Raw genomic sequence first — 21071 nt, 5'->3', positions numbered from 1 at the left:
CCACACCACACGAGGAGCGAAACCCGACGATGAACCGAGTGAGCCGGCATCCCATGCGGCGGATCCTCGCCGCCGGCGTGGTCCTGCTCCTGCTGGTCGGGTGGTTCGTGCTCCGACTCGTCGACATCCAGGTCGTGCGCGCCGCCGAACTCAACGAGGCCTCGCAGGACGTCCGGTCCCGGGACCAGACGATCTACGGGGAGCGCGGCGAGATCCTCGATGCCACGGGCGCGGTCCTGGCCGAGACCGTCATGCGCTACGACATCGCGCTGTCGCCCAAGCAGGCCATGCTCGGCCGGGTGACCCGCGAGGAGCCGGACCCCGACGACCCGTCGAGCACCCGGACGGTCGAGGTGCCGCTCGACCAGGTCCTCGCCGAGCTCGGCGAGGTCATCGGTCGGACGGGCGAGGAGCTCCGCACGCAGATCGACACCGCCCTCGCCGCCGACCCCGACGACGACTTCGAGTACGCCGCGCGGCACGTCGACACGGCGACCTACGAAGCGGTCAAGGCCCTCGGGATCCCGTGGGTGGAGCCCTACATCCAGCCCGGACGCCGCTACCCCAATGGGGCCGTGGCGGGCAACCTGCTCGGCTTCACGAACGCCGACGGCGAACCCGTGGCGGGACTCGAGCTGTCGGAGGACCAGTGCCTCGCGGCCGAGAACGGCACCATGCGGTCGTTGCGCAGCCTCACCGACTGGGTGACGATCCCCGGCTCCGAGCAGGTGATCGAGGAGTCGCACGACGGCGGCGACCTGCAGCTGACGATCGACGCCGACCTGCAGTACTTCGTGCAGCGCGTCGCGGCCGAGCAGGTCGCGGCGGTGCAGGCCGACTGGGCCACGGTCACCGTGATGGAGGCGAAGACCGGTCGGCTCCTCGCCGTGGCGGACGTGCCGACCGTCGACCCGAACTCGCCGACGTCCGTCGACTCGCAGGACCGCGGTTCGCGGGCGTTCACCGCGCCGTTCGAACCCGGATCGACGTTCAAGTCGCTGACCTCGGCATCCGTCATCGACGCGGGGGAGGCGACGCCGACGAGCCGCGTCACCGCGCCGTACCGGTACGAACCCGACGGCGCCGACATCACCGACTCCTTCGGCCACGAACCCGAGCGCTGGACCATGACGGGCATGCTCATCGTGTCGTCGAACACGGGCATGTCGATGTTCGGCGAGCGGCTGAGCGACGCCGACCGGTACGACTACATGCGGGCCTTCGGCCTGGGCTCGCCGACCGAGGTGGGCTTCGCGAGCGAGGCGGCCGGCGACCTGAACTACGACGGCGGCTGGCCGGACTCGCAGACGCGCTACGCGACCATGTTCGGCCAGGGCCTCACGACGACGGCGGTGCAGATCGCGAGCGCCTACCAGGCCATCGCGAACGGCGGCGTCCGCAAGCCGGTGACGCTGGTCGACGGATGCCGCATGCCGGACGGCACGCTCGAGGGGGAGCCGGCCACCGAGGGCCGACGGGTCATCTCCGAGGCCGCCGCCCAGGAGACCACCGACATGCTCGAGCGCGTGTACGAGGACGCGTGGGTGTCGGACCTGTGGGAGATCCCCGGCTACCGGGTGGCGGCGAAGACCGGTACCGCGCAGTTCTCCGACGGCGACGGCTACGAGGCGGGATACCTCGTGTCGGTCGCGGGCTTCGCGCCGGCCGACGACCCCGAGTTCGTCGTTTCGGTGAGCATCAAGAACCCGGTTAAGATGAATTCGTCCGCCGCAGCTGCTCCCGTCTTCCAACAGGTGATGAGCCAGGTGCTGAAGAAGTATCGGACGGTTCCATCCGGCGCTCCGGCGCCTGAACTGCCAGCAAACTGGTGAGAAAGTTGGGTTCGTGACCGGAACGCCTCCGACGGCACTCCGGCCGCAGCACCCGAATCCTCGTTCGCTCCGCGGCCTCGCGGAGGCGTTCGGATTCGAGGTGCGCGGCGGGATCGACGACCTCGACGTGACCGGCGTGGCCATCGCGTCGGGCGCGGTCCAGGGCGGCGACCTCTACGTCGGCGTCCCGGGCCGCAACGCGCACGGTGCGCGGTACGCCGGCCAGGCGGCGGCGAACGGCGCGGTGGCGGTGCTGACGGATGCCGCCGGCGTCGAGCTCGCGGCGGAGTCCGGGCTGCCGGTCCTCGTCACGCCCGACGCGCGCACCGCGCTCGGCGAGGTGGCGGCATGGATCCACCGGACGGACGAGAACCCCGCCACCCTGCTCGCGGTCACGGGCACGAACGGCAAGACGAGCGTCGTCTACCTGCTCTACGCGATCCTGCGCCAGATGGGCGTCACGGCGGGGCTCACCTCGACGGCGGAGCGTCGGATCGGCGATGAGGCGGTCACGAGTTCGCTCACGACGCCCGAGGCGAGCGAGCTGCACGCGCTCCTCGCGCGCATGCGCGAGGTCGAGGTGCGCGCGGTCGGCATCGAGGTGTCGGCCCAGGCCCTCACCCGGCACCGGGTCGACGGCCTCGTGTTCGACATCGCGGGGTTCACGAACCTGTCGCACGACCACCTCGACGACTACGCGTCGATGGACGAGTACTTCGAGGCCAAGCGCGAGCTCTTCACGCCCGAGCGTGCCCGCCGCGGCGTCGTCACGGTCGATTCGGAATGGGGACGCCGCCTGGTGGCCGACACCCGGATCCCCGTCACGACCCTCGCGACCGAGCCGGGCGTCGACGCCGACTGGCGGATGTCGCTCCTCGAGCAGGCGCCGACGCGCACGTCGTTCCGGCTCGAGGGCCCCGACGGCCGCGCGCTCGAGACGCACGTGCCGCTCATCGGCCGCTTCATGGCCGCCAACGCGGCGCTCGCCATCGTGATGCTCGTCGAAGCGGGGCACGATCTCGACCTCATCGCCGGGGCGATCGCGGAGCGCGGCATCGACGCGTACATCCCGGGCCGCGCGGAGCGCGTCTCGGGCGAGCGCGGACCGGTCGTCTACATCGACTACGGCCACACGCCCGATGCGTTCGAGCAGGCGCTCGAGGCCATCCGCAGCACGACCGACGGACGCGTCGTCATGGTCTTCGGCGCCGACGGCGACCGCGACACGACCAAGCGCGCCGACATGGGCGCGATCGCGGCTCGCGGCGCAGACGCGCTCGTCATCACCGACTTCCACCCCCGCTCCGAGGACCCGGCCGCGATCCGCGCGGCCCTGATCGCGGGGGCCCGCGCGGCGGTGCCCGAGCGGGAGATCCACGAGATCGGCGACCCGCGGGCCGCCTTCCGACGTGCGCTGACGCTCGTCGGCGAGGGGGACGCGGTGCTCTACGCCGGCCCGGGCCACGAGGACTACCACGAGGTGGCCGGGGTGAAGCATCCGTATTCGGCCCGGGACGACGCCCGGCTGGCACTGCAGGAAGCGGGGTGGCTCGAATGATCGCGCTGACCATGGCCGAGATCGCCGAGGCGACGTCCGGGCGGTTCGAGGCGAGCGGCACGGAGGCGACGCCCGAGTCGGTGGTGACGGGTGCCGTCACGACCGATTCGCGCGAGGTCGAGCCCGGCGGGGTCTTCGTCGCCAAGCGCGGCGAGGCCGACGACGGGCACCGGTTCGCGCCGGGCGCGGCCGAGCGGGGTGCGGCGCTCCTCATCGTGGAGCGGCCGCTGGAGGTCCCCGTGCCGCAGATCGTGGTGTCGGACTCCGTCGAGGCGCTGGGCGCGCTGGCGACCGAGGTCGTCCGGCGGGTTCGCGCCCTCGGCCGCCTGCGGATCGTCGGGGTGACCGGATCGAACGGCAAGACGACCACGAAGAACCTCCTGCGCACCGTCCTCGAGCAGGTCGGCCCCACCGTGGCCGCCCGCAAGAGCTACAACAACGAGGTGGGCGCCCCGACGACCATGCTCGAGCTCACCGAGGACACCGAGTTCCTGGTGGCGGAGATGGGCGCCTCGGGCATCGGGCACATCGCGCACCTCGTGCGCATGGCCCGCCCCGACGTGGGCATCGTGCTCAAGGTCGGCCTCGCCCACGCCGGCGAGTTCGGCGGCATCGAGAAGACGGTGCAGGCGAAGTCCGAGATGGTCACCGACCTGCTCCCGACCGACGTGGCGGTGCTGAACGCCGACGACCCGCGCGTCGCCTCGATGGCGCAGCTCACGCGCGCGCGCGTCGTCTGGTTCGGGCTCGCCGAGGAGGCCGACGTGCGCGCCACCGACGTCGTGGTCCACGCTCGCGGCACCTCGTTCACCGTCACGGTGCCCGGCGGGGAGTCGGCCCGGGTGGACTTCTCGGTCCTCGGCGAGCACCACGTGATGAACGCGCTCGCGGCGGTCGCCGCGGCACTGCAGCTCGACGTGCCGCTCGACACGATCGTCGCCGGCCTCGAGCAGGTGACGCTCGCCGAGGAGGGCCGCATGCAGGTCCTGGGCGGCCGCGACGACATCACGGTCATCAACGACGCGTACAACGCCAGCCCCGACTCGATGGCGGCGGCGCTGAAGACGCTTGCGCAGGTGAAGCGTCCGGGTGCGCGCAGCATCGCCGTGCTCGGCGAGATGAGCGAGCTCGGCGAGTTCTCGGGGGAGGAGCACGACCGCATCGGCCTGCTCGCCGTGCGGCTCGGGATCTCGCAGCTGGTCGTCGTGGGCGAGGGGGCTCGGCGCCTGCACATCTCCACGATCAACGAAGGATCGTGGGACGGCGAGTCGGCGTACGTCGACACCGCCGACGAGGCGTTCGAGCTCGTGACGTCCATGGCCCGCCCGGGGGACACCGTGCTGGTGAAATCGTCGAACGCGGCGGGGCTCCGTCACCTCGGCGACCGACTGGGAGAATGGTTCGCGTGAGAGCACTTCTGACCGCCGGAGCCTTGTCGCTCTCCTTCACGCTCTTCCTGACGCCGCTGTTCATCCGGCTGTTCACGAGGCTCGGATGGGGGCAGTTCATCCGCGACGACGGACCCCAGACCCACCACGTCAAGCGCGGCACGCCCACCATGGGCGGCATCATCTTCATCCTCGGCACGCTGTTCGGCTACTTCAGCGCCACGTTGATCATCGGCGACGGTCCGACCGCGTCCGGCCTGCTCGTCCTCTTCATGATGGTCGGGCTCGGCATCGTCGGCTTCATCGACGACTTCCTGAAGACCCGCAAGAAGCAGAGCCTGGGGCTCGGCGGATGGGCGAAGATCGCCGGCCAGACGCTCGTGGCCGCCGCGTTCGCGCTCCTGGCCCTGCAGTTCCCGAACGAGCAGGGCGCGACGCCGGCGACGACGAAGATCTCGTTCATCCGCGACCTGCCGCTGGACTTCATGGTCTTCGGCACGGTGTTCGGCATCGTGGCGTACGTCGCGTGGATCGTGCTGATCTCCGCCGCCGCCTCGAACGGCGTGAACGTCACCGACGGGCTCGACGGTCTCGCATCCGGTGCCTCGATCCTCGCGATCGGCTCGTTCATCATCATCGGGTTCTGGCAGTTCAACCAGTCCCGCTTCAGCGAGAACCTGAACCCGAGCGACCTGTACCGCAGCTACGACGTGCGCGATCCGCTCGACCTCGCCATCGTCGCGACCGCGATCGTCGGCGCGGTCGTCGGGTTCCTCTGGTGGAACACCAACCCGGCGCACATCTACATGGGCGACACCGGCTCGCTCGCACTCGGCGGCGCGCTCGCGGCGCTCGCGGTGACGAGCCAGACCGAACTGCTGCTCCTCGTGATCGGCGGCCTCTTCGTGATCGAGGCCGGATCGGTCATCGTCCAGCGGGCCTACTTCAAGCTGTCCGGCGGCAAGCGCATCTTCCTGATGAGCCCGATCCACCACCACTTCGAGCTCAAGGGCTGGGCCGAGGTCACGATCGTCGTGCGCTTCTGGATCATCGGCGGCCTCTTCGTCGCCGCCGGCGTGGGCGCGTTCTACTTCGAATGGCTGCAGAGTTGACGGATGCCACGGCCGGCGCCACGCGCCTCGACGGACTGACCAGCTGGCACGCCGACTGGCGCGGGCTCCGCGTCGCCGTGCTCGGCCTCGGCGTGACGGGCTTCGCGGTCGCCGACACCCTGGCCGAGCTCGGCGCCGACGTGACAGTCTTCGCGCGCGACCGCGACGACGACCGTGCCCGGATCCTCGACGTGATCGGCGTCCGCCTCGTGGTGCACCCGCTCGACGAGGTGCCCGCCGACCTCGCCGAGACGCCCCCCGAACTCGTGGTGGTCTCGCCCGGCTTCCGCCCCGACCACCCCGTGCTCCGGTGGGCGGCCGATGCCGGCGTGCCGGTATGGGGCGACATCGAGCTGGCCTGGCGCGTGCGCGACAAGGTGAAGGCCGCCGAGTGGATGCTCGTCACGGGCACGAACGGCAAGACGACCACCGTGCAGCTCGCGGCGACGCTCATCGCAGCGCACGGCGTGCGGGTCGCGCCGTGCGGCAACATCGGCGTGCCCGTGCTCGACGCGGTCCGCGACCCGCTCGGCTACGACGTCCTCGTCGTCGAGCTCTCGAGCTTCCAGCTCCACGCGATGCCCACGAGCGGTCCGGGGGCGGTGCACCCGTTCTCCAGCGTCTGCCTGAACCTCGCCGACGATCACCTCGACTGGCACGGTTCCATGGAGGCCTACCGGGACGCGAAGGCCAAGGTGTACCAGAACGCCAAGGTCGCGTGCGTGTACAACCGCGCCGACGAGGCGACGATGCACATGGTCGAGGACGCCGAGGTCGAGGAGGGCGCCCGCGCGATCGGCTTCGGGCTCGACACCCCGGGCCCGAGCGACTTCGGCGTGGTCGACGGCATCCTGTGCGACCGGGCGTTCCTCGAGGAGCGGCGGACCGCTGCGCTCGAGATCACCACCCTCGACGAGCTCGAGCCCCGGGGGCTCGCCGTCCCGCACATCGTCGCGAACATCCTCGCCGCCTCGGCGCTCGCTCGCTCGTACGGCGTGCCGGTGGGCGTCATCCACGATGCGCTCGCCTCGTTCCGTCTCGACGCGCACCGGATCGAGACGGTCGCCATCGCGGGCGGCATCCGCTGGATCGACGACTCGAAGGCCACCAACCCGCACGCGGCCGAAGCCTCGCTGCGCGCGTTCGGCCGCGTGGTCTGGATCGTCGGGGGCCTCCTCAAGGGCGTCGACGCCGACGCGCTCGTCGCGCGCCACGCCGCGCGCCTTCGGGCGGCGATCGTGATCGGTCGCGACCGCGCCGCGCTCGTCGAGGCGTTCCGCCGACACGCGCCCGACGTGCCCCTCTTCGAGGTCGCGACGACCGACACTGAGAGCGTGATGCCCGACGCCGTCGCCCTGGCGGCCTCGGTCGCGGAGGACGGGGACACCGTGCTCCTCGCCCCGGCCGCGGCATCCATGGACCAGTTCACGGACTACGCCGACCGCGGGCGGCGATTCCACGACGCCGTCCGAGAGCGGCTGGGAGGCACGGCGAATGACGAGCCCGACTCGGACGACCCGCCCGCAGAAGGGCGCTGACGGCTCGGGGCTCGCTGCCCGGATCCGGCTGGGGGCGTTCCGCGCCGAGTCGAAGGACTACTTCCTGCTGCTCGGTACGGTCCTCTTCCTCGTGGTGCTCGGGCTCGTCATGGTGCTGTCCTCCTCGATCGTCCAGTCGGGCCTCGAGAACGACGGCGACTTCACGTCCCGCGCCATGCAGCAGGCGACGTACGCCCTCATCGGCGTACCGGTCATGCTCCTCGCCGGGCGGATGCCCGAGACGTTCTGGATGCGGATCGCCTGGATCGCGCTCGGCATCTCGTGCGCCCTCCAGCTGCTCGTCGTCGCCACGCCGCTCGGCGTCGAGGTCGGCGGCAACACCAACTGGCTGCGCATCGGCGGCGTCCAGTTCCAGCCGTCCGAACTCATCAAGGTCGCGCTCGTCATCTGGCTCGGCCTGATCGTGACGAAGAAGAAGGACCAGCTCGGCGACTTCACGCACGGCATCCTCCCCATCCTGCTGGTCGGCGGCGGCGCCATCGGGCTCGTGCTCCTCGGCGGCGACCTCGGCACGGTCATGGTGATGGCCGGGATGCTGCTCGGCACCCTGTTCCTCATCGGCGTCCGACTGCGCCTGCTCCTCGTCCCGCTGCTGTTCGGCGTGGTGGCCTTCGGCCTCGTCGCGGTGTCCAGCGAGAGCCGCATGAAGCGCATCACCGCGTTCCTCCAGGAGCACTGCACCCAGTTCGACACCGCCGACTGCTGGCAGATCCAGCACGGCACCTTCGCGCTCGCCAACGGGGGGATCTTCGGCGTCGGGCTCGGCAACTCCGCCGCGAAGTGGTCGTGGCTGCCCGCGGCCGACAACGACTTCATCTTCGCGATCATCGGCGAGGAGCTCGGACTCATCGGCGCGATCGTGGTGCTCGGCCTGTTCGTCCTGCTCGCCCTCGCGCTCGCGCGGGTGCTCCGCGCGGCCGAGACGCCGTTCGCCAAGACGGTCGCGGCGGCGGTGCTCGTCTGGGTCATCGGCCAGGCCTGTGTCAATATCGGTGTCGTGCTCGGCGTCTTCCCCGTCCTCGGTGTCCCGCTGCCGCTCGTCTCCGCCGGCGGCACGGCACTGCTCACCACCCTCTTCGCGATCGGTATCGTCCTGTCCGTCGCGCGCGATCCGCAGGCTCCCGAGCGCGCGGCTGTCCGCGCGGAGCAGCGCCGCGAGGCCCGTGCCGAGAAGGCGGCCCGCGCCCGATGACGACGTACCTGCTCGCCGGCGGGGGCACCGCCGGCCACGTGAACCCCCTGCTCGCCGTCGCCGATCGGCTCCGCGAGCGCGACCCGGCAGCCGACGTGCTCGTGCTCGGCACTGCCGAGGGCCTCGAGTCGCGGCTCGTGCCCGCGCGGGGCTACGAACTGCTCACCATCGAGAAGGTGCCCTTCCCGAGGCGTCCGAACGGGGCGGCGCTCCGCTTCCCGGGTCGCTTCCGTCGATCCGTTCGCGCGGTCGCCGACGTCATCGCCGAGCGCGGGGTCGACGTGGTGGTGGGCTTCGGCGGCTACGTCGCCACTCCCGCCTACCTCGCCGCCCGGCGGGCCGGCGTTCCCGTGGCGATCCACGAGGCGAACGCCAAGCCGGGGCTCGCCAACCGCCTCGGCGCGCGCTTCGCGGCACGCGTGGGCGTGGCGTTCCGCGGCACGCCGCTGCCGCGTGCGGAGTTCGTCGGGATGCCGCTGCGTCGCGAGATCGAGACGCTCGACCGCGTCGGGCGTCGCGCCGAGGCGGCCGAGCTCTTCGGACTCGATCCGGCCCGGCCGGTCCTGCTCGTCACCGGCGGATCCCTCGGCGCCCGCCGGATCAACCGCACGATGGTCGGCAGCGCGTCCTCCGTCGTGGGCGCGGGCTGGCAGGTGCTGCACGTCACCGGCGCGGCATCCGATGTCGACGACCCGGGGATCGACGGCTACCGCATGGTCGAGTACGCCGACCGGATGGATCTCGCGCTGGCGATCGCCGACGTGGCGGTCTCCCGGGCGGGTGCCGCGACGGTGAGCGAGCTCTCCGCCCTGGGGATCCCGGCGGTGTACGTCCCGTATCCGGTGGGCAACGGCGAACAGCGGTTCAATGCGGCCGACGTCGTCGGGGCCGGTGGCGGGCTGCTCGTCGACGATGCGGCGTTCCTGCCCGAGTGGGTCGAGCGGGAACTCGTGCCCCTGCTCGCCGATCGCGAGCGCCGGTCGGAGATGGGCCGCGCGGCGGCATCCGTCGGCGCCCTCGACGGCACCGACCGCATGGTGGCGCTCGTCGACGGCGCGCTGGCGCTTCCGGGCGCTCCGCCCTCGCCGGGCGCGTAACGTTGACGTCGACCGCCGCACACCATCGAGGAAGCACCACGACACCGTGACCATCAAGCCCGACCTCTCCACGCCCATCCCCGCCGACCTCGGCGCCGTCCACTTCGTCGGCATCGGCGGATCCGGCATGAGCGGCATCGCGCGCCTCGTGCTCGGCGCCGGGCACCGCGTCACGGGCTCCGACGTGCGGGACTCCGACAACATCGCCGCCCTCCGCGACCTCGGCGCGACCGTCGCGATCGGGCACGCCGCCGAGAACCTGCCGGCCGACGTCGACACGGTCGTGGTGACCGGGGCGCTCTGGCAGGACAATCCCGAGTACCAGCTGGCGCTCGAGCGCGGCATCCCGGTGCTGCACCGCTCGCAGGCGCTCGCGTCGGTGATCGCCGGCCAGCGCCTGGTCTCGGTCGCGGGCGCGCACGGCAAGACGACCTCCACCGGCATGATCATCACGGGGCTGCTCGCGCTCGGCGAGGACCCGAGCTTCGTCAACGGCGGCGTCATCGAGGAACTGGGCGTGAGCTCGGCGTCCGGATCGGGCGAGCTGTTCGTCGTCGAGGCCGACGAGTCCGACGGCTCCTTCCTGCTCTACGACACGTCGGTGGCGCTCATCACGAACGTCGACCCCGACCACCTCGACCACTACGGTTCGCTCGAGGCCTTCGAGCAGGCGTTCGTCGACTTCGCCGACCGGGCACGCGAGTTCGTCGTGATCTCCTCCGACGACGCGGGTGCCCAGCGGGTGGCCGGGCGCCTGTCCCACGAGCGCGTGATCACGTTCGGCGAGGCGACGGATGCCACGGTCCGCGTGCACTCGATCGAGACCGAGGGCCCGGTGGCGTTCGCCGTCTCGTACGAGGGCGCCGAGCACCGGGCTCGCCTGCGCGTTCCCGGGCACCACAACGCGATCAACGCCGCCGGCGCGTTCGCGGTGCTCGTGGGCCTGGGCTTCGACCCCGCCGCCTCGCTCGAGGGCATCGCACGGTTCGCCGGCACGGGCCGGCGGTTCGAGCTCCACGGCACGGTCGAGGGCGTGAGCGTCTTCGACGACTACGCGCACCACCCGACCGAGGTGGCCGCCGCGCTGTCCGCCGCGCGCACGGTCGTCGGCGACGGCCGCATCATCGCCGTCCACCAGCCGCACCTCTACAGCCGCACGCGGCTGTTCGCGAAGGAGTTCGCGGAGGTGCTCGAGCAGTACGCTGACGAGACGGTCGTGCTCGACGTCTACGGTGCCCGCGAGGACCCGGAGCCGGGCGTGACCGGGGCGCTCGTGAGCGAGCGGTTCGAGCAGCCCGAGCACGTGGCGTTCATCGCCGACTGGCAGGAGGCGGCCGACCACACCGCGCGGATCGCCCGTCCCGGCGACTTCGTGATCACCCTCGGCTGCGGTGACGTCTACCGCATCGTGCCGCAGATCCTCGGCTCGCTCGAGCGCGAGCGGCGCGCCTGAGGATCGGTCGATGAAGCGGCCGCAGGGATTCCAGCCGCCGGCGGCGCCGGCGCGACCGCCCGGGCGGGATCCTGCGGCGCCCACCCGAAGCTCGGCGCGCCGCGGCGCGCCGTCGCGCGACCAGGCGCTCACCGAGCCGATCCGCCTCGACATGGATGAGCGCGCGGCTTCAGCCGTCCCGATGCGCGCGCAGTCCGAGCCCCGGGAATCGGCGCGCGCCGAGACCGTGCCGTCGACGGATGCCGCGGCCGCGGCGTCGCCGACCGGCACGGCAATGCGCGACGTGCGGGCCGCAAGGCGCGCCCTGGCTGCGGCCGAACGGCGCCGCCGGCGGTACGAGCGGCAGGAGGTGCGCCGGTTCACGCGTCGCGGTCGGCTGCGGCGGATGACCTGGCTCGCGGGGCTCGCGGCGGTCGCGGCGCTCGCCCTGCTCGCGGTCGGCGTGGCGTACTCCCCGCTCATGGCGCTGCGCGAGATCCGCGTCGAGGGCGCCTCGCGCGTGCCGGCCGCCGACATCCGTGCGGCGTTCGACGATCGCCTCGGCACGCCGCTGCCGCTCATCACGACCGACGAGGTGCGCGGAGCGCTGTCGGAGTTCCCGCTGATCGAGACCTATTCGACCGAGACGGTGCCACCCGGCACCCTGGTCGTGCGGATCGTCGAGCGCACGCCGGTCGGCGTGGTCGAGACCGCCTCCGGGCTCGTCACGGCGGATGCCGCGGGCGTCGTGATCGAACGCGTCGAGGCGGCGCCGGAGGGACTGCCGCTCGTGAACGCGGAGGGCGGGCTGGACGGCGACGCCTACCGGGCGGCCGGTGCGGTGCTCCGCAGCCTCCCGGCGGAGCTGCGCGCGCAGGTCGCGCAGGTGACGGCGGACACGCCCGACGATGTTCGGTTGGAACTGGCCGAGGGCGCGGTGGTCGTGTGGGGGAGCGCGGACGAGTCGTCGCTCAAGGCGACGGTCCTGGCGCGCCTCATGGCGGCCGCTCCGCCGGAGGACGTCGGCGGCTACGACGTGTCGGCGCCGCTCAGCGCGGTCGTGTACTGATCCGTCCGGCGAGAACGGGGCAACGGATCGCGACACGCGGGAGTGCCTGGCGCCCGGGTGGGTCACCGCCGCTACCGTCGAGATCAGGAATTGCATACTCGGCAAAACTTTAACCTTCGACTGGAGGTTGAAAGTTCAGAGTTCGCACGGAGGGCCGGACATGTCGACTAACCAGAACTACCTCGCCGTCATCAAGGTCGTCGGCATCGGCGGTGGCGGCGTCAACGCCGTCAACCGCATGATCGAACTCGGACTGCGTGGCGTCGAGTTCATCGCGATCAACACCGACGCCCAGGCGCTGCTCATGAGCGATGCCGACGTCAAGCTGGACGTCGGCCGCGACCTCACCCGCGGTCTCGGGGCGGGTGCCGACCCGGAGGTCGGGCGCCGCGCCGCCGAGGACCACGCCGAGGAGATCGAGGAGGCGCTCGCGGGCGCCGACATGGTGTTCGTCACCGCCGGCGAGGGCGGCGGCACGGGCACCGGCGGCGCCCCCGTCGTGGCGCGTATCGCGAAGTCGATCGGCGCACTCACCATCGGTGTCGTGACGAAGCCGTTCAGCTTCGAGGGCAAGCGTCGCCAGACCCAGGCCGAGCAGGGCGTCGCGCGCCTGAAGGAAGAGGTCGACACCCTCATCGTCGTGCCGAACGACCGGCTCCTCGAGATCAGCGACCGGGGCATCTCGATGCTCGAGGCGTTCGCCACGGCCGACCAGGTGCTCCTCGCCGGTGTGCAGGGCATCACCGACCTCATCACCACGCCCGGCCTCATCAACCTCGACTTCGCCGACGTGAAGTCGGTGATGCAGGGGGCGGGCTCGGCCCTCATGGGCATCGGCTCCTCGAGGGGCGCCGATCGGGCGATCAAGGCGGCTGAGCTCGCCGTCGCCAGCCCGCTGCTCGAGGCGTCGATCGACGGGGCCCACGGCGTGCTGCTGTCGATCCAGGGCGGCTCGAACCTCGGCATCTTCGAGATCAACGACGCCGCGCGACTCGTCCAGGAGGCAGTGCACCCGGAGGCGAACATCATCTTCGGTGCGGTCATCGACGACACTCTCGGCGACGAGGTCCGCGTGACGGTGATCGCCGCCGGGTTCGACGGCGGCGACCCCATGCCCAAGCCGGTCGAGGTGAAGAAGCCGGCGGCCGTGCCGGCCGCAGTCGGTGCTGGCGTCGGCGCGGTCCTCGCGGGCTCCGACGCGGGCGAGCCGCTCGCGGAGATCGATATCGAGGAGCTCGTCGAGACGGCGAACTGGGGCGAGGCCACGAGCACCACGGCCGACCAGATCGTCTCCGACCCGGCGTTCGCCGACGACTCCGACGACCTCGACATCCCCGACTTCCTGAAGTGAGGGGCCGGCCCGGGGCCGGCGGGACGACGTCGGGGGAGCGGTCGTGAGCGCCCTGGCGGACCGGCTGCACTCGGTGCGCGCCGGCATCGAGGATGCCGCCCGCGACGCCGGGCGCGATCCGGGCGGGATCACCACGATCGTCGTGACGAAGTTCCAGCCGGTCTCGCTGATCCGCGAGCTGGCTGCGCTCGGCGTGCGCGACGTCGGTGAGAACCGTCACCAGGAGGCGCAGGCGAAGGCCGCCGAACTCGGCGATCTCGGGCTCCGCTGGCACTTCGTCGGGCAGTTGCAGAGCAAGAAGGCCAGGCAGGTGCGCGCCTACGCGTCCGCGATCCACTCGGTGGACCGCGAATCGCTCGTCGACGCGCTCCGCTCGGAGGAGGCATCCGTCGACTGCTTCGTGCAGGTCAACCTGACCGACGACCCGGGCCGCGGGGGCGTGGCGCCCGACGCGCTGGAGACCCTCGTCGAGAAGGTCCTCGAGACGCCCGGCCTCGAGCTCCGCGGCCTCATGGCGGTGGCTCCCCTCGGCGAGCCGGCGCGGCCCGCGTTCGCGAACGTCCGGGCGATGTCCGAGCGGGTGCAGCGGCTCGCGCCCGAAGCCACGTCGTTGTCCATGGGGATGTCGCACGACTATCGCGACGCCATCTTGGAGGGTGCGACACACCTTCGGATCGGCACGGCAATCACGGGCAATCGGCCGACCGGCGGATAGCCTCGAACCACGGAACCACTGACGGAGGCAGCGATGTCGAACCCGCTCAAGAAGACCATGGTCTACCTCGGACTCGCCGATGAGGAGCTCGAGCCCGAGACCGCGCAGCCGGCGCCCGCGCCCGTCGTGCACGCCGCGCCCGCGCCGGCCGCCCCCAAGGGCGGCGCCGCGGTGACGCCGCTCCGGAAGACGCACGTCCAACCCACACCCCCGCAGGCGGATATGAACGAGATCCTCACGGTGCACCCGCGCCAGTACCGCGACGCACAGATGATCGCCGAGTCCTTCCGGGACGGCGTGCCGGTCATCATCAACCTGTCGCAGATGTCCGACGCCGACGCGCGCCGACTCATCGACTTCGCCAGCGGCCTCTCGCAGGGCCTGTACGGCAAGATCGAGCGGGTCACCAGCAAGGTGTTCCTCCTCTCTCCGGCGCACGTGGTCGTGTCGGGTGAGGCGGGCGAGGGCGAGGGCGACGTGGACGCATCGTTCTTCGCGCACGCGTAGACTCCCGACGTGAGTGCCCTCGCCGTCGTCTGGAATCTGGTCTACACCCTCCTCCTCATCTACTTCTTCGCGATGTGGGCGCGGTTCGTGCTCGACCTCGTCCGCACCTTCAACCGCTCGTGGCGTCCCCGCGGCGTCATGCTGGTGCTCGTCGAGGCCGTGTACACCATCACCGACCCGCTGGTGAAGTTCTTCCGCCGCCTGATCCCGCCGATCCGCCTCGGCCAGGTCGCGCTCGACCTCGGCTGGAGCGTCGCGATGCTCGTGGTCATCATCGCGATGACCGTCGTGTCGTCGCTCGCGGCGGCGTCCTGAGCGGATGCCGGGAGCGGTCCGGCGGCGTGTCGCTGCACTGCCTCCGCTCGGGTCTCTTTGCTACCGTTAGCTGAACGTGATCGACAGTTCGACAGATTCGAGGGATGGGAAGCCATGGCGCTAACTCCGGAAGATGTGGTCAACAAGCGCTTCCAGGCGACGAAGTTCCGGGAGGGCTACGACCAGGACGAGGTCGATGACTTCCTCGACGAGGTGGTCGTCGAGCTGCGCCGGCTGAACCAGGAGAACGAGGAACTCCGGCAGCGGCTCGCCGCGGCCGAGGCTCGTTCCTCCGAGGGCCAGGCCGCATCGGCCCCGGCGCCCGCACCCGCCGCGCCCGCCCCGGTCTACGCGGAGCCCGCCGCCACGCCGCCGACCGTCGCCGTGCCGACGCACACCGCGACGCCCCAGTCGGAGATCGACGAGCAGACCAGCACCACCAACCTGCTGCAGCTCGCCCGTCGCCTGCACGAGGAGCACGTGCGCGAGGGCGTCGAGAAGCGCGACGCGCTGATCGCCGAGGGCCACGCGACCGCCGCGCGCATCGTCGCCGAGGCCGAGGCCAAGCAGCGTGCGCAGATGGGCATCCTCGACCAGGAGCGGATGGCGCTGGAGAAGCGCGTCGACGAGCTCCGCGTGTTCGAGCGCGAGTACCGCCAGAAGCTGAAGAGCTACATCGAGGGTCAGCTCCGCGAGCTCGACACGGCGCAGCCGGTGCAGGTCTCCGGCGGATCCGGGTTCTCGGCACCCGTCGGCGCCCAGGGCGTGAGCAACGAGCAGCCGTCGCCGACGTTCCAGGGCTTTGCGGGCTGAGCGCCCGGCCAGGGTCGGCATCACCGCACTGCTCATCCTGGTCGGCGTCGCCGTCACCATCTACGGCGTCGACCAGGTGAGCAAGCAGTTCGTGGTCACGAGCCTCGCCGAGGGCGAGGTCGTGCCCGTGCTCGGGAACGTCCTCCAGTGGCAGTTCGTCCGCAACCCGGGCGCGGCGTTCTCGATCGCCAGCGGCATGACGTGGATCTTCACCATCCTCGCCGCCGGCGTGATCACGTTCATCGTCTGGTTCGCACGTCGCATCCGCTCGATCGCCTGGGCCCTGGTGTTCGGGCTGCTGCTCGGCGGCGTGCTGGGCAACCTCACCGATCGCCTGTTCCGTGAGCCGGGCTTCGGCGTCGGGCACGTGATCGACTTCATCTCGACGCCGTGGCTCATCCCCGCGATCTACAACGTGGCGGACATCGCGATCGTGTCGAGCATGGTGCTGTTCATGATCCTCACGATCCGCGGCGTCGGACTCGATGGAAGCCGGCCCGCGCGCGACCGCACGGGCGCCGAGGCCGAGGAGCCGGGCCGGGGCGAACGCGACGCGCGCGGAGGCACGGCCGGCGTCGAGCTGGCGCGCGAGCCCTGAAATGGAGCACCGGTCCCTCCCCGTGCCCGACGGGCTCGACGGGTCGCGGGTCGACGCGGGGCTCGCGAAGCTCCTCGGGTTCTCGCGCACGCAGGCGGCGGAGGTCGCCTCGGCCGGCGGCGTCCTGCTCGACGGGTCGGTCGTCGACAAGGCCGACCGGCTGCGCGCCGGCTCCTGGCTCGAGGTGAGCTGGGCGCCTCCGCGCGCGCTCGAGATCGAGGCGATCCCGGTCCCCGACCTCGGCATCGTCCACGACGACGACGACCTCGTCGTGGTGGACAAGCCCGCGGGCGTCGCGGCCCACCCGTCGCTCGGGTGGGAGGGTCCCACGGTCGTGGGCGCCCTCGCGGCGGCCGGCTACCGGATCTCCACCTCGGGAGCGGCGGAGCGGCAGGGCGTCGTCCACCGCCTGGACCAGGGCACGAGCGGCCTCATGGTCGTGGCGAAGTCCGAGCGCGCCTACCGCGAACTGAAGCGGCAGTTCCACGATCGCGAGGTCGACAAGGTCTACCACACGGTGGTGCAGGGCCACCCCGATCCGCTGGCGGGGACGATCGACGCGCCGGTCGGGCGCCACCCGCGGTCCGAGTGGAAGTTCGCCGTGACGGCGGACGGCAAGCACGCGGTCACGCACTACGAGACGATCGAGGCGTTCCCGTACGCGTCGCTGCTCGAGGTGCACCTCGAGACCGGGCGCACGCACCAGATCAGGGTGCACATGGCGGCGCAGCGGCATCCGTGCGCGGGTGACGCGATGTACGGCGCCGACCCGACGCTGAGCGCCCGGCTGGGGCTCGAGCGGCAGTGGCTGCACGCGAAGGAGCTCTCGTTCATCCACCCGGGCACGGGGGAGTGGACGACCTACGAGTCCGACTACCCGGCCGACCTGCAGCACGCCCTCGACGTCCTCCGCGGCGACTGAGCGAGCGACGCCGCGCGTCCGCGACCCGCACGTCGGCGGCTCGCAATACACTGTGAGCACCCCCGAAGCACCACCCGATGAGGAGCCCTGTGGCCGCCGATTCCTTCGTCCACCTGCACGTGCACTCCGAGTACTCGATGCTCGACGGTGCGGCCCGGGTCGGCGAGTTGATGAAGGCCGCCGCCGCCGAGGGCATGCCGGCCGTGGCGATGACCGACCACGGCAACGTGTTCGGCGCGTTCGACTTCTGGAAGCAGGCGACCGACGCCGGAGTGAAGCCCATCATCGGCACCGAGGCGTACCTCACGCCGGGCACCCACCGCAGCGACAAGACCCGCGTGCGCTGGGGCAACGGCGGCGGCGACGACGTGTCGGGGTCGGGCGCGTACACGCACATGACGCTGCTCTCCGAGACCACCGAGGGCATGCACAACCTGTTCCGGCTCTCGAGCCTCGCGTCGATCGAGGGCTACTACTTCAAGCCGCGCATGGACCGCGAGCTGCTGCAGACGTACTCGGCCGGGCTCATCGCGACCACCGGCTGCCCGTCGGGCGAGGTGCAGACCCGGCTGCGGCTGGGCCAGTACGACGAGGCCGTGCAGGCGGCGGCGGAGTTCCGCGACATCTTCGGCAAGGAGAACTTCTTCGCCGAGATCATGGACCACGGGCTCGGCATCGAGAAGCGGATCATGGACGACCTGCTCCGCCTCGCGAAGCAGCTCGACCTCCCGCTCGTGGCCACGAACGACCTGCACTACACGCACGCCCACGACGCGAAGAGCCACGCGGCCCTGCTCTGCGTCCAGTCCGGATCGACCCTCGACGACCCGAACCGGTTCAAGTTCGACGCCGACGAGTTCTACCTGAAGTCGGCCGCCGAGATGCGGCACCTCTTCCGCGACCACCCCGAGGCCTGCGACAACACGCTGCTCATCGCCGAGCGGTGCGACGTGCAGTTCAACACGAGCGCGAACTACATGCCGCGCTTCCCGGTGCCCGAGGGCGAGAGCGAGCAGAGCTGGTTCGTGAAGGAGGTCGAGCGCGGCCTCCACGAGCGCTACCCGGGCGGCATCCCGGACGACGTGCGGAAGCAGGCGGCCTACGAGGTCGAGGTCATCAGCCAGATGGGCTTCCCCGGCTACTTCCTCGTCGTCGCCGACTTCATCAACTGGTCGAAGAACAACGGCATCCGGGTCGGTCCCGGCCGCGGCTCCGGCGCCGGATCCATGGCCGCCTACGCGATGCGCATCACCGACCTCGACCCGTTGCAGCACGGCCTCATCTTCGAGCGGTTCCTGAACCCCGACCGCGTCTCGATGCCCGACTTCGACGTCGACTTCGACGAGCGTCGTCGCGGTGAGGTCATCAAGTACGTGACCGAGAAGTACGGCGACGAGCGCGTGGCGCAGATCGTCACGTACGGCACCATCAAGGCGAAGCAGGCGCTCAAGGACTCCTCGCGCGTGCTCGGATTCCCCTTCGGCATGGGCGAGAAGCTCACCAAGGCGATGCCTCCCGCGGTGATGGGCAAGGACATCCCGCTCTCCGGCATCCTCGACAAGGACCACCCGCGCTACAAGGAGGCGGGCGACATCCGCGCCCTCATCGAGACCGACGCGGAGGCGAAGACCGTCTTCGAGACGGCGCTCGGGCTCGAGAACCTCAAGCGGCAGTGGGGCGTGCACGCCGCGGGCGTCATCATGTCGAGCGAGCCGCTCATCGACATCATCCCGATCATGAAGCGGGAGCAGGACGGCCAGATCGTCACGCAGTTCGACTATCCCGCGTGCGAGTCGCTCGGCCTCATCAAGATGGACTTCCTGGGGCTCAGGAACCTCACGATCATCGACGACGCGCTCGACAACATCGAGGCGAACCGCGGCTTCCGGCCGGTGCTCGAAGACCTGGCCCTCGACGACGCCGAGGCGTACCAGCTGCTCTCGCGCGGCGACACGCTCGGCGTGTTCCAGCTCGACGGCGGCCCCATGCGCTCGCTGCTCCGCCAGATGAAGCCCGACAACTTCGAGGACATCTCGGCCGTCATCGCGCTCTACCGCCCGGGCCCGATGGGCGCGAACTCGCACATCAACTACGCGCTCCGCAAGAACGGCCTGCAGCCGATCACGCCGATCCATCCCGAGCTCGAGGAGCCGCTCCGCGAGATCCTCGACACGAGCTACGGCCTGATCATCTACCAGGAGCAGGTGATGGCGATCGCGCAGAAGGTCGCCGGGTTCAGCCTCGGCCAGGCCGACATCCTGCGCCGAGCGATGGGCAAGAAGAAGAAGTCCGAGCTCGACAAGCAGTACGAGGGCTTCTCCGGCGGCATGAAGGCCAACGGCTACTCGGATGCCGCGATCAAGACGCTCTGGGACATCCTGCTGCCCTTCTCCGACTACGCGTTCAACAAAGCACACTCGGCCGCCTACGGCGTGCTCAGCTACTGGACCGCGTACCTCAAGGCGCACTATCCGGCCGAGTACATGGCGGCGCTGCTCACGAGCGTGGGCGACGCCCGCGACAAGCTCGCGCTGTACCTCAACGAGTGCCGCCGCATGGGCATCAAGGTCCTGCCGCCCGACGTGAACGAGTCCATCGGGTTCTTCGCCGCCGTCGGCGACGACATCCGGTTCGGGCTCGGCGCCGTGCGCAACGTCGGCTTCAACGTGGTCGACGCGATCCGTGCGGCGCGCGACGCGAAGGGCCGGTTCGAGTCGTTCCACGACTTCCTGAAGAAGGTGCCGACGCAGGTCGCCAACAAGCGCACGGTCGAGTCGCTGGTCAAGGCCGGCGCATTCGACTCCCTCGGGCATACCCGTCGGGCGCTCGTGGAGATCCACGAGGGCGCCGTCGAGGCGGCGGTGAAGGAGAAGCGCGCGGAGGAGAACGGCGACGTCGGCTTCGACTTCGACAGCCTGTTCGAGGACCACGAGAAGGAGGCGGCGCCCTCGCCCGTGCCCGACCGGCCCGAATGGTCCAAGCGCGACAAGCTCGCGTTCGAGCGCGAGATGCTCGGCCTCTACGTCTCCGACCATCCGCTCGCGGGGCTCGAGGCGACGCTCGCGAAGCACGCGTCGACCACCATCACCGACCTGATGAGCTCGGATGGCACGCAGGACGGCGACGTCGCGACGATCGCAGGCCTGGTGACCAGCGTGCAGCACCGCGTCGCGCGGCAGTCCGGAAACCAGTACGGCATGATCCAGGTGGAGGACTTCTCCGGCGAGATCACCGTGATGTTCATGGGCAAGGCGTACCAGGAGTTCGCGCCGGCGCTGAAGGGCGACTCGATCGTCGTCGTCCGGGGGCGCGTGAGCCTGCGCGACGACGGCATGAACCTGCACGCGTACAGCGTGTTCGAGCCCGAGGTGGGACAGGGCGACGAGAACGGGCCGGTCGTCATCTCCCTGCCCGACGTCCGGGCGACGACCGACACGATCACGGCGCTCGGCGATGTCCTCATCCGCCATCGAGGCGACACCGAGGTGCGGCTGAAGCTCACCAAGGGGCGCACCGCACGCGTGTTCGAGTTGCCCTACCCCGTCGCCGTGAGCGCCGACTTCTACGGCGAGCTGAAGAGCCTGCTCGGTCCGAACTGCCTCACGTGACGG

The 21071-nt window shown here is 70.9% G+C and carries 17 protein-coding genes; all 17 read left to right on the top strand.

All coding sequences use genetic code 11. The features are described from left to right. The first annotated feature begins 38 nt into the window (after positions 1-38). The gene (locus RH861_RS15425) at positions 39-1832 is read left to right on the top strand and encodes a peptidoglycan D,D-transpeptidase FtsI family protein (protein ID WP_310521740.1); all 1794 of its coding nucleotides are present in this window, start codon (positions 39-41) and stop codon (positions 1830-1832) included. 13 nt (positions 1833-1845) lie between these two features. After that, complete coding sequence (locus RH861_RS15420) at positions 1846-3390, top strand: Mur ligase family protein (RefSeq protein WP_310521739.1); 1545 nt, start codon at positions 1846-1848, stop codon at positions 3388-3390. Further along, positions 3387-4799 (top strand): UDP-N-acetylmuramoyl-tripeptide--D-alanyl-D-alanine ligase, encoded by a 1413-nt coding sequence (locus RH861_RS15415; protein WP_310521793.1) that lies wholly within the window; start codon positions 3387-3389, stop codon positions 4797-4799. Before RH861_RS15420 ends, RH861_RS15415 begins: the two co-directional genes overlap by 4 nt. Continuing rightward, a complete protein-coding gene (mraY, locus tag RH861_RS15410; protein WP_248598924.1) occupies positions 4796-5890 on the top strand; it encodes a phospho-N-acetylmuramoyl-pentapeptide-transferase in 1095 nt (364 codons plus the stop codon). Before RH861_RS15415 ends, mraY begins: the two co-directional genes overlap by 4 nt. Continuing rightward, positions 5875-7428, top strand: coding sequence for a UDP-N-acetylmuramoyl-L-alanine--D-glutamate ligase (gene murD, locus RH861_RS15405; RefSeq protein WP_310521738.1), 1554 nt, complete (start codon positions 5875-5877; stop codon positions 7426-7428). Before mraY ends, murD begins: the two co-directional genes overlap by 16 nt. Beyond that, positions 7385-8641, top strand: a complete 1257-nt coding sequence (ftsW, locus tag RH861_RS15400; RefSeq protein WP_310521737.1) for a putative lipid II flippase FtsW — start codon at positions 7385-7387, stop codon at positions 8639-8641. Before murD ends, ftsW begins: the two co-directional genes overlap by 44 nt. Next, positions 8638-9738: an undecaprenyldiphospho-muramoylpentapeptide beta-N-acetylglucosaminyltransferase gene (gene murG / locus RH861_RS15395; RefSeq protein WP_310521736.1), complete on the top strand. Its 1101-nt coding sequence runs from the start codon at positions 8638-8640 to the stop codon at positions 9736-9738. Before ftsW ends, murG begins: the two co-directional genes overlap by 4 nt. A gap of 46 nt (positions 9739-9784) precedes the next feature. After that, positions 9785-11191 carry a UDP-N-acetylmuramate--L-alanine ligase gene (murC, locus tag RH861_RS15390; RefSeq protein WP_310521735.1) on the top strand — a complete coding sequence of 469 codons (1407 nt, stop codon included), beginning with the start codon at positions 9785-9787 and terminating at the stop codon, positions 11189-11191. Positions 11192-11201: 10 nt separating this feature from the next. Beyond that, a complete protein-coding gene (locus RH861_RS15385) occupies positions 11202-12239 on the top strand; it encodes a cell division protein FtsQ/DivIB (protein WP_310521734.1) in 1038 nt (345 codons plus the stop codon). A 160-nt stretch (positions 12240-12399) separates the two neighbouring features. Then, positions 12400-13590 carry a cell division protein FtsZ gene (ftsZ, locus tag RH861_RS15380; protein ID WP_067945344.1) on the top strand — a complete coding sequence of 397 codons (1191 nt, stop codon included), beginning with the start codon at positions 12400-12402 and terminating at the stop codon, positions 13588-13590. 43 nt (positions 13591-13633) lie between these two features. Further along, positions 13634-14305 (top strand): YggS family pyridoxal phosphate-dependent enzyme, encoded by a 672-nt coding sequence (locus RH861_RS15375; protein ID WP_310521733.1) that lies wholly within the window; start codon positions 13634-13636, stop codon positions 14303-14305. Between the two features lie 33 nt (positions 14306-14338). Beyond that, positions 14339-14812, top strand: a complete 474-nt coding sequence (locus RH861_RS15370) for a cell division protein SepF (protein WP_310521732.1) — start codon at positions 14339-14341, stop codon at positions 14810-14812. A 9-nt stretch (positions 14813-14821) separates the two neighbouring features. Continuing rightward, entirely contained in the window at positions 14822-15127 is a 306-nt protein-coding gene (locus RH861_RS15365; RefSeq protein ID WP_067945348.1) for a YggT family protein, read from the top strand. A gap of 114 nt (positions 15128-15241) precedes the next feature. Beyond that, positions 15242-15940 (top strand): DivIVA domain-containing protein, encoded by a 699-nt coding sequence (locus RH861_RS15360; RefSeq protein ID WP_310521731.1) that lies wholly within the window; start codon positions 15242-15244, stop codon positions 15938-15940. Further along, on the top strand, positions 15930-16538 hold the full coding sequence (gene lspA / locus RH861_RS15355) for a signal peptidase II (RefSeq protein WP_067945352.1): 609 nt from the start codon (positions 15930-15932) through the stop codon (positions 16536-16538). The genes RH861_RS15360 and lspA overlap by 11 nt, the downstream gene beginning before the upstream one ends. Position 16539: 1 nt before the next feature. Continuing rightward, a complete protein-coding gene (locus RH861_RS15350; protein ID WP_310521730.1) occupies positions 16540-17460 on the top strand; it encodes an RluA family pseudouridine synthase in 921 nt (306 codons plus the stop codon). A gap of 77 nt (positions 17461-17537) precedes the next feature. Further along, positions 17538-21068, top strand: coding sequence for a DNA polymerase III subunit alpha (gene dnaE, locus RH861_RS15345; protein WP_374760992.1), 3531 nt, complete (start codon positions 17538-17540; stop codon positions 21066-21068). The last annotated feature ends 3 nt before the right edge of the window (positions 21069-21071 follow it).

This window comes from Agromyces indicus (genome assembly GCF_031432295.1).
GTDB classification, from domain to species: Bacteria; Actinomycetota; Actinomycetes; order Actinomycetales; family Microbacteriaceae; genus Agromyces; species Agromyces indicus.
Note: the sequence above shows the minus strand (reverse complement) of the source record. Positions and strands in the feature narration are given on the sequence as shown.

Bases quoted from the DNA above. Each gene is read 5' to 3' on its own strand.
- RH861_RS15415 (WP_310521793.1), top strand. From the start codon at position 3,387: ATGATCGCGCTGACCATGGCCGAGATCGCCGAGGCGACGTCCGGGCGG.
- murD (WP_310521738.1), top strand. From the start codon at position 5,875: ATGGCTGCAGAGTTGACGGATGCCACGGCCGGCGCCACGCGCCTCGAC.
- ftsW (WP_310521737.1), top strand. From the start codon at position 7,385: ATGACGAGCCCGACTCGGACGACCCGCCCGCAGAAGGGCGCTGACGGC.
- murG (WP_310521736.1), top strand. From the start codon at position 8,638: ATGACGACGTACCTGCTCGCCGGCGGGGGCACCGCCGGCCACGTGAAC.
- RH861_RS15385 (WP_310521734.1), top strand. From the start codon at position 11,202: ATGAAGCGGCCGCAGGGATTCCAGCCGCCGGCGGCGCCGGCGCGACCG.
- ftsZ (WP_067945344.1), top strand. From the start codon at position 12,400: ATGTCGACTAACCAGAACTACCTCGCCGTCATCAAGGTCGTCGGCATC.
- RH861_RS15370 (WP_310521732.1), top strand. From the start codon at position 14,339: ATGTCGAACCCGCTCAAGAAGACCATGGTCTACCTCGGACTCGCCGAT.
- RH861_RS15360 (WP_310521731.1), top strand. From the start codon at position 15,242: ATGGCGCTAACTCCGGAAGATGTGGTCAACAAGCGCTTCCAGGCGACG.
- RH861_RS15350 (WP_310521730.1), top strand. From the start codon at position 16,540: ATGGAGCACCGGTCCCTCCCCGTGCCCGACGGGCTCGACGGGTCGCGG.
- dnaE (WP_374760992.1), top strand. From the start codon at position 17,538: ATGAGGAGCCCTGTGGCCGCCGATTCCTTCGTCCACCTGCACGTGCAC.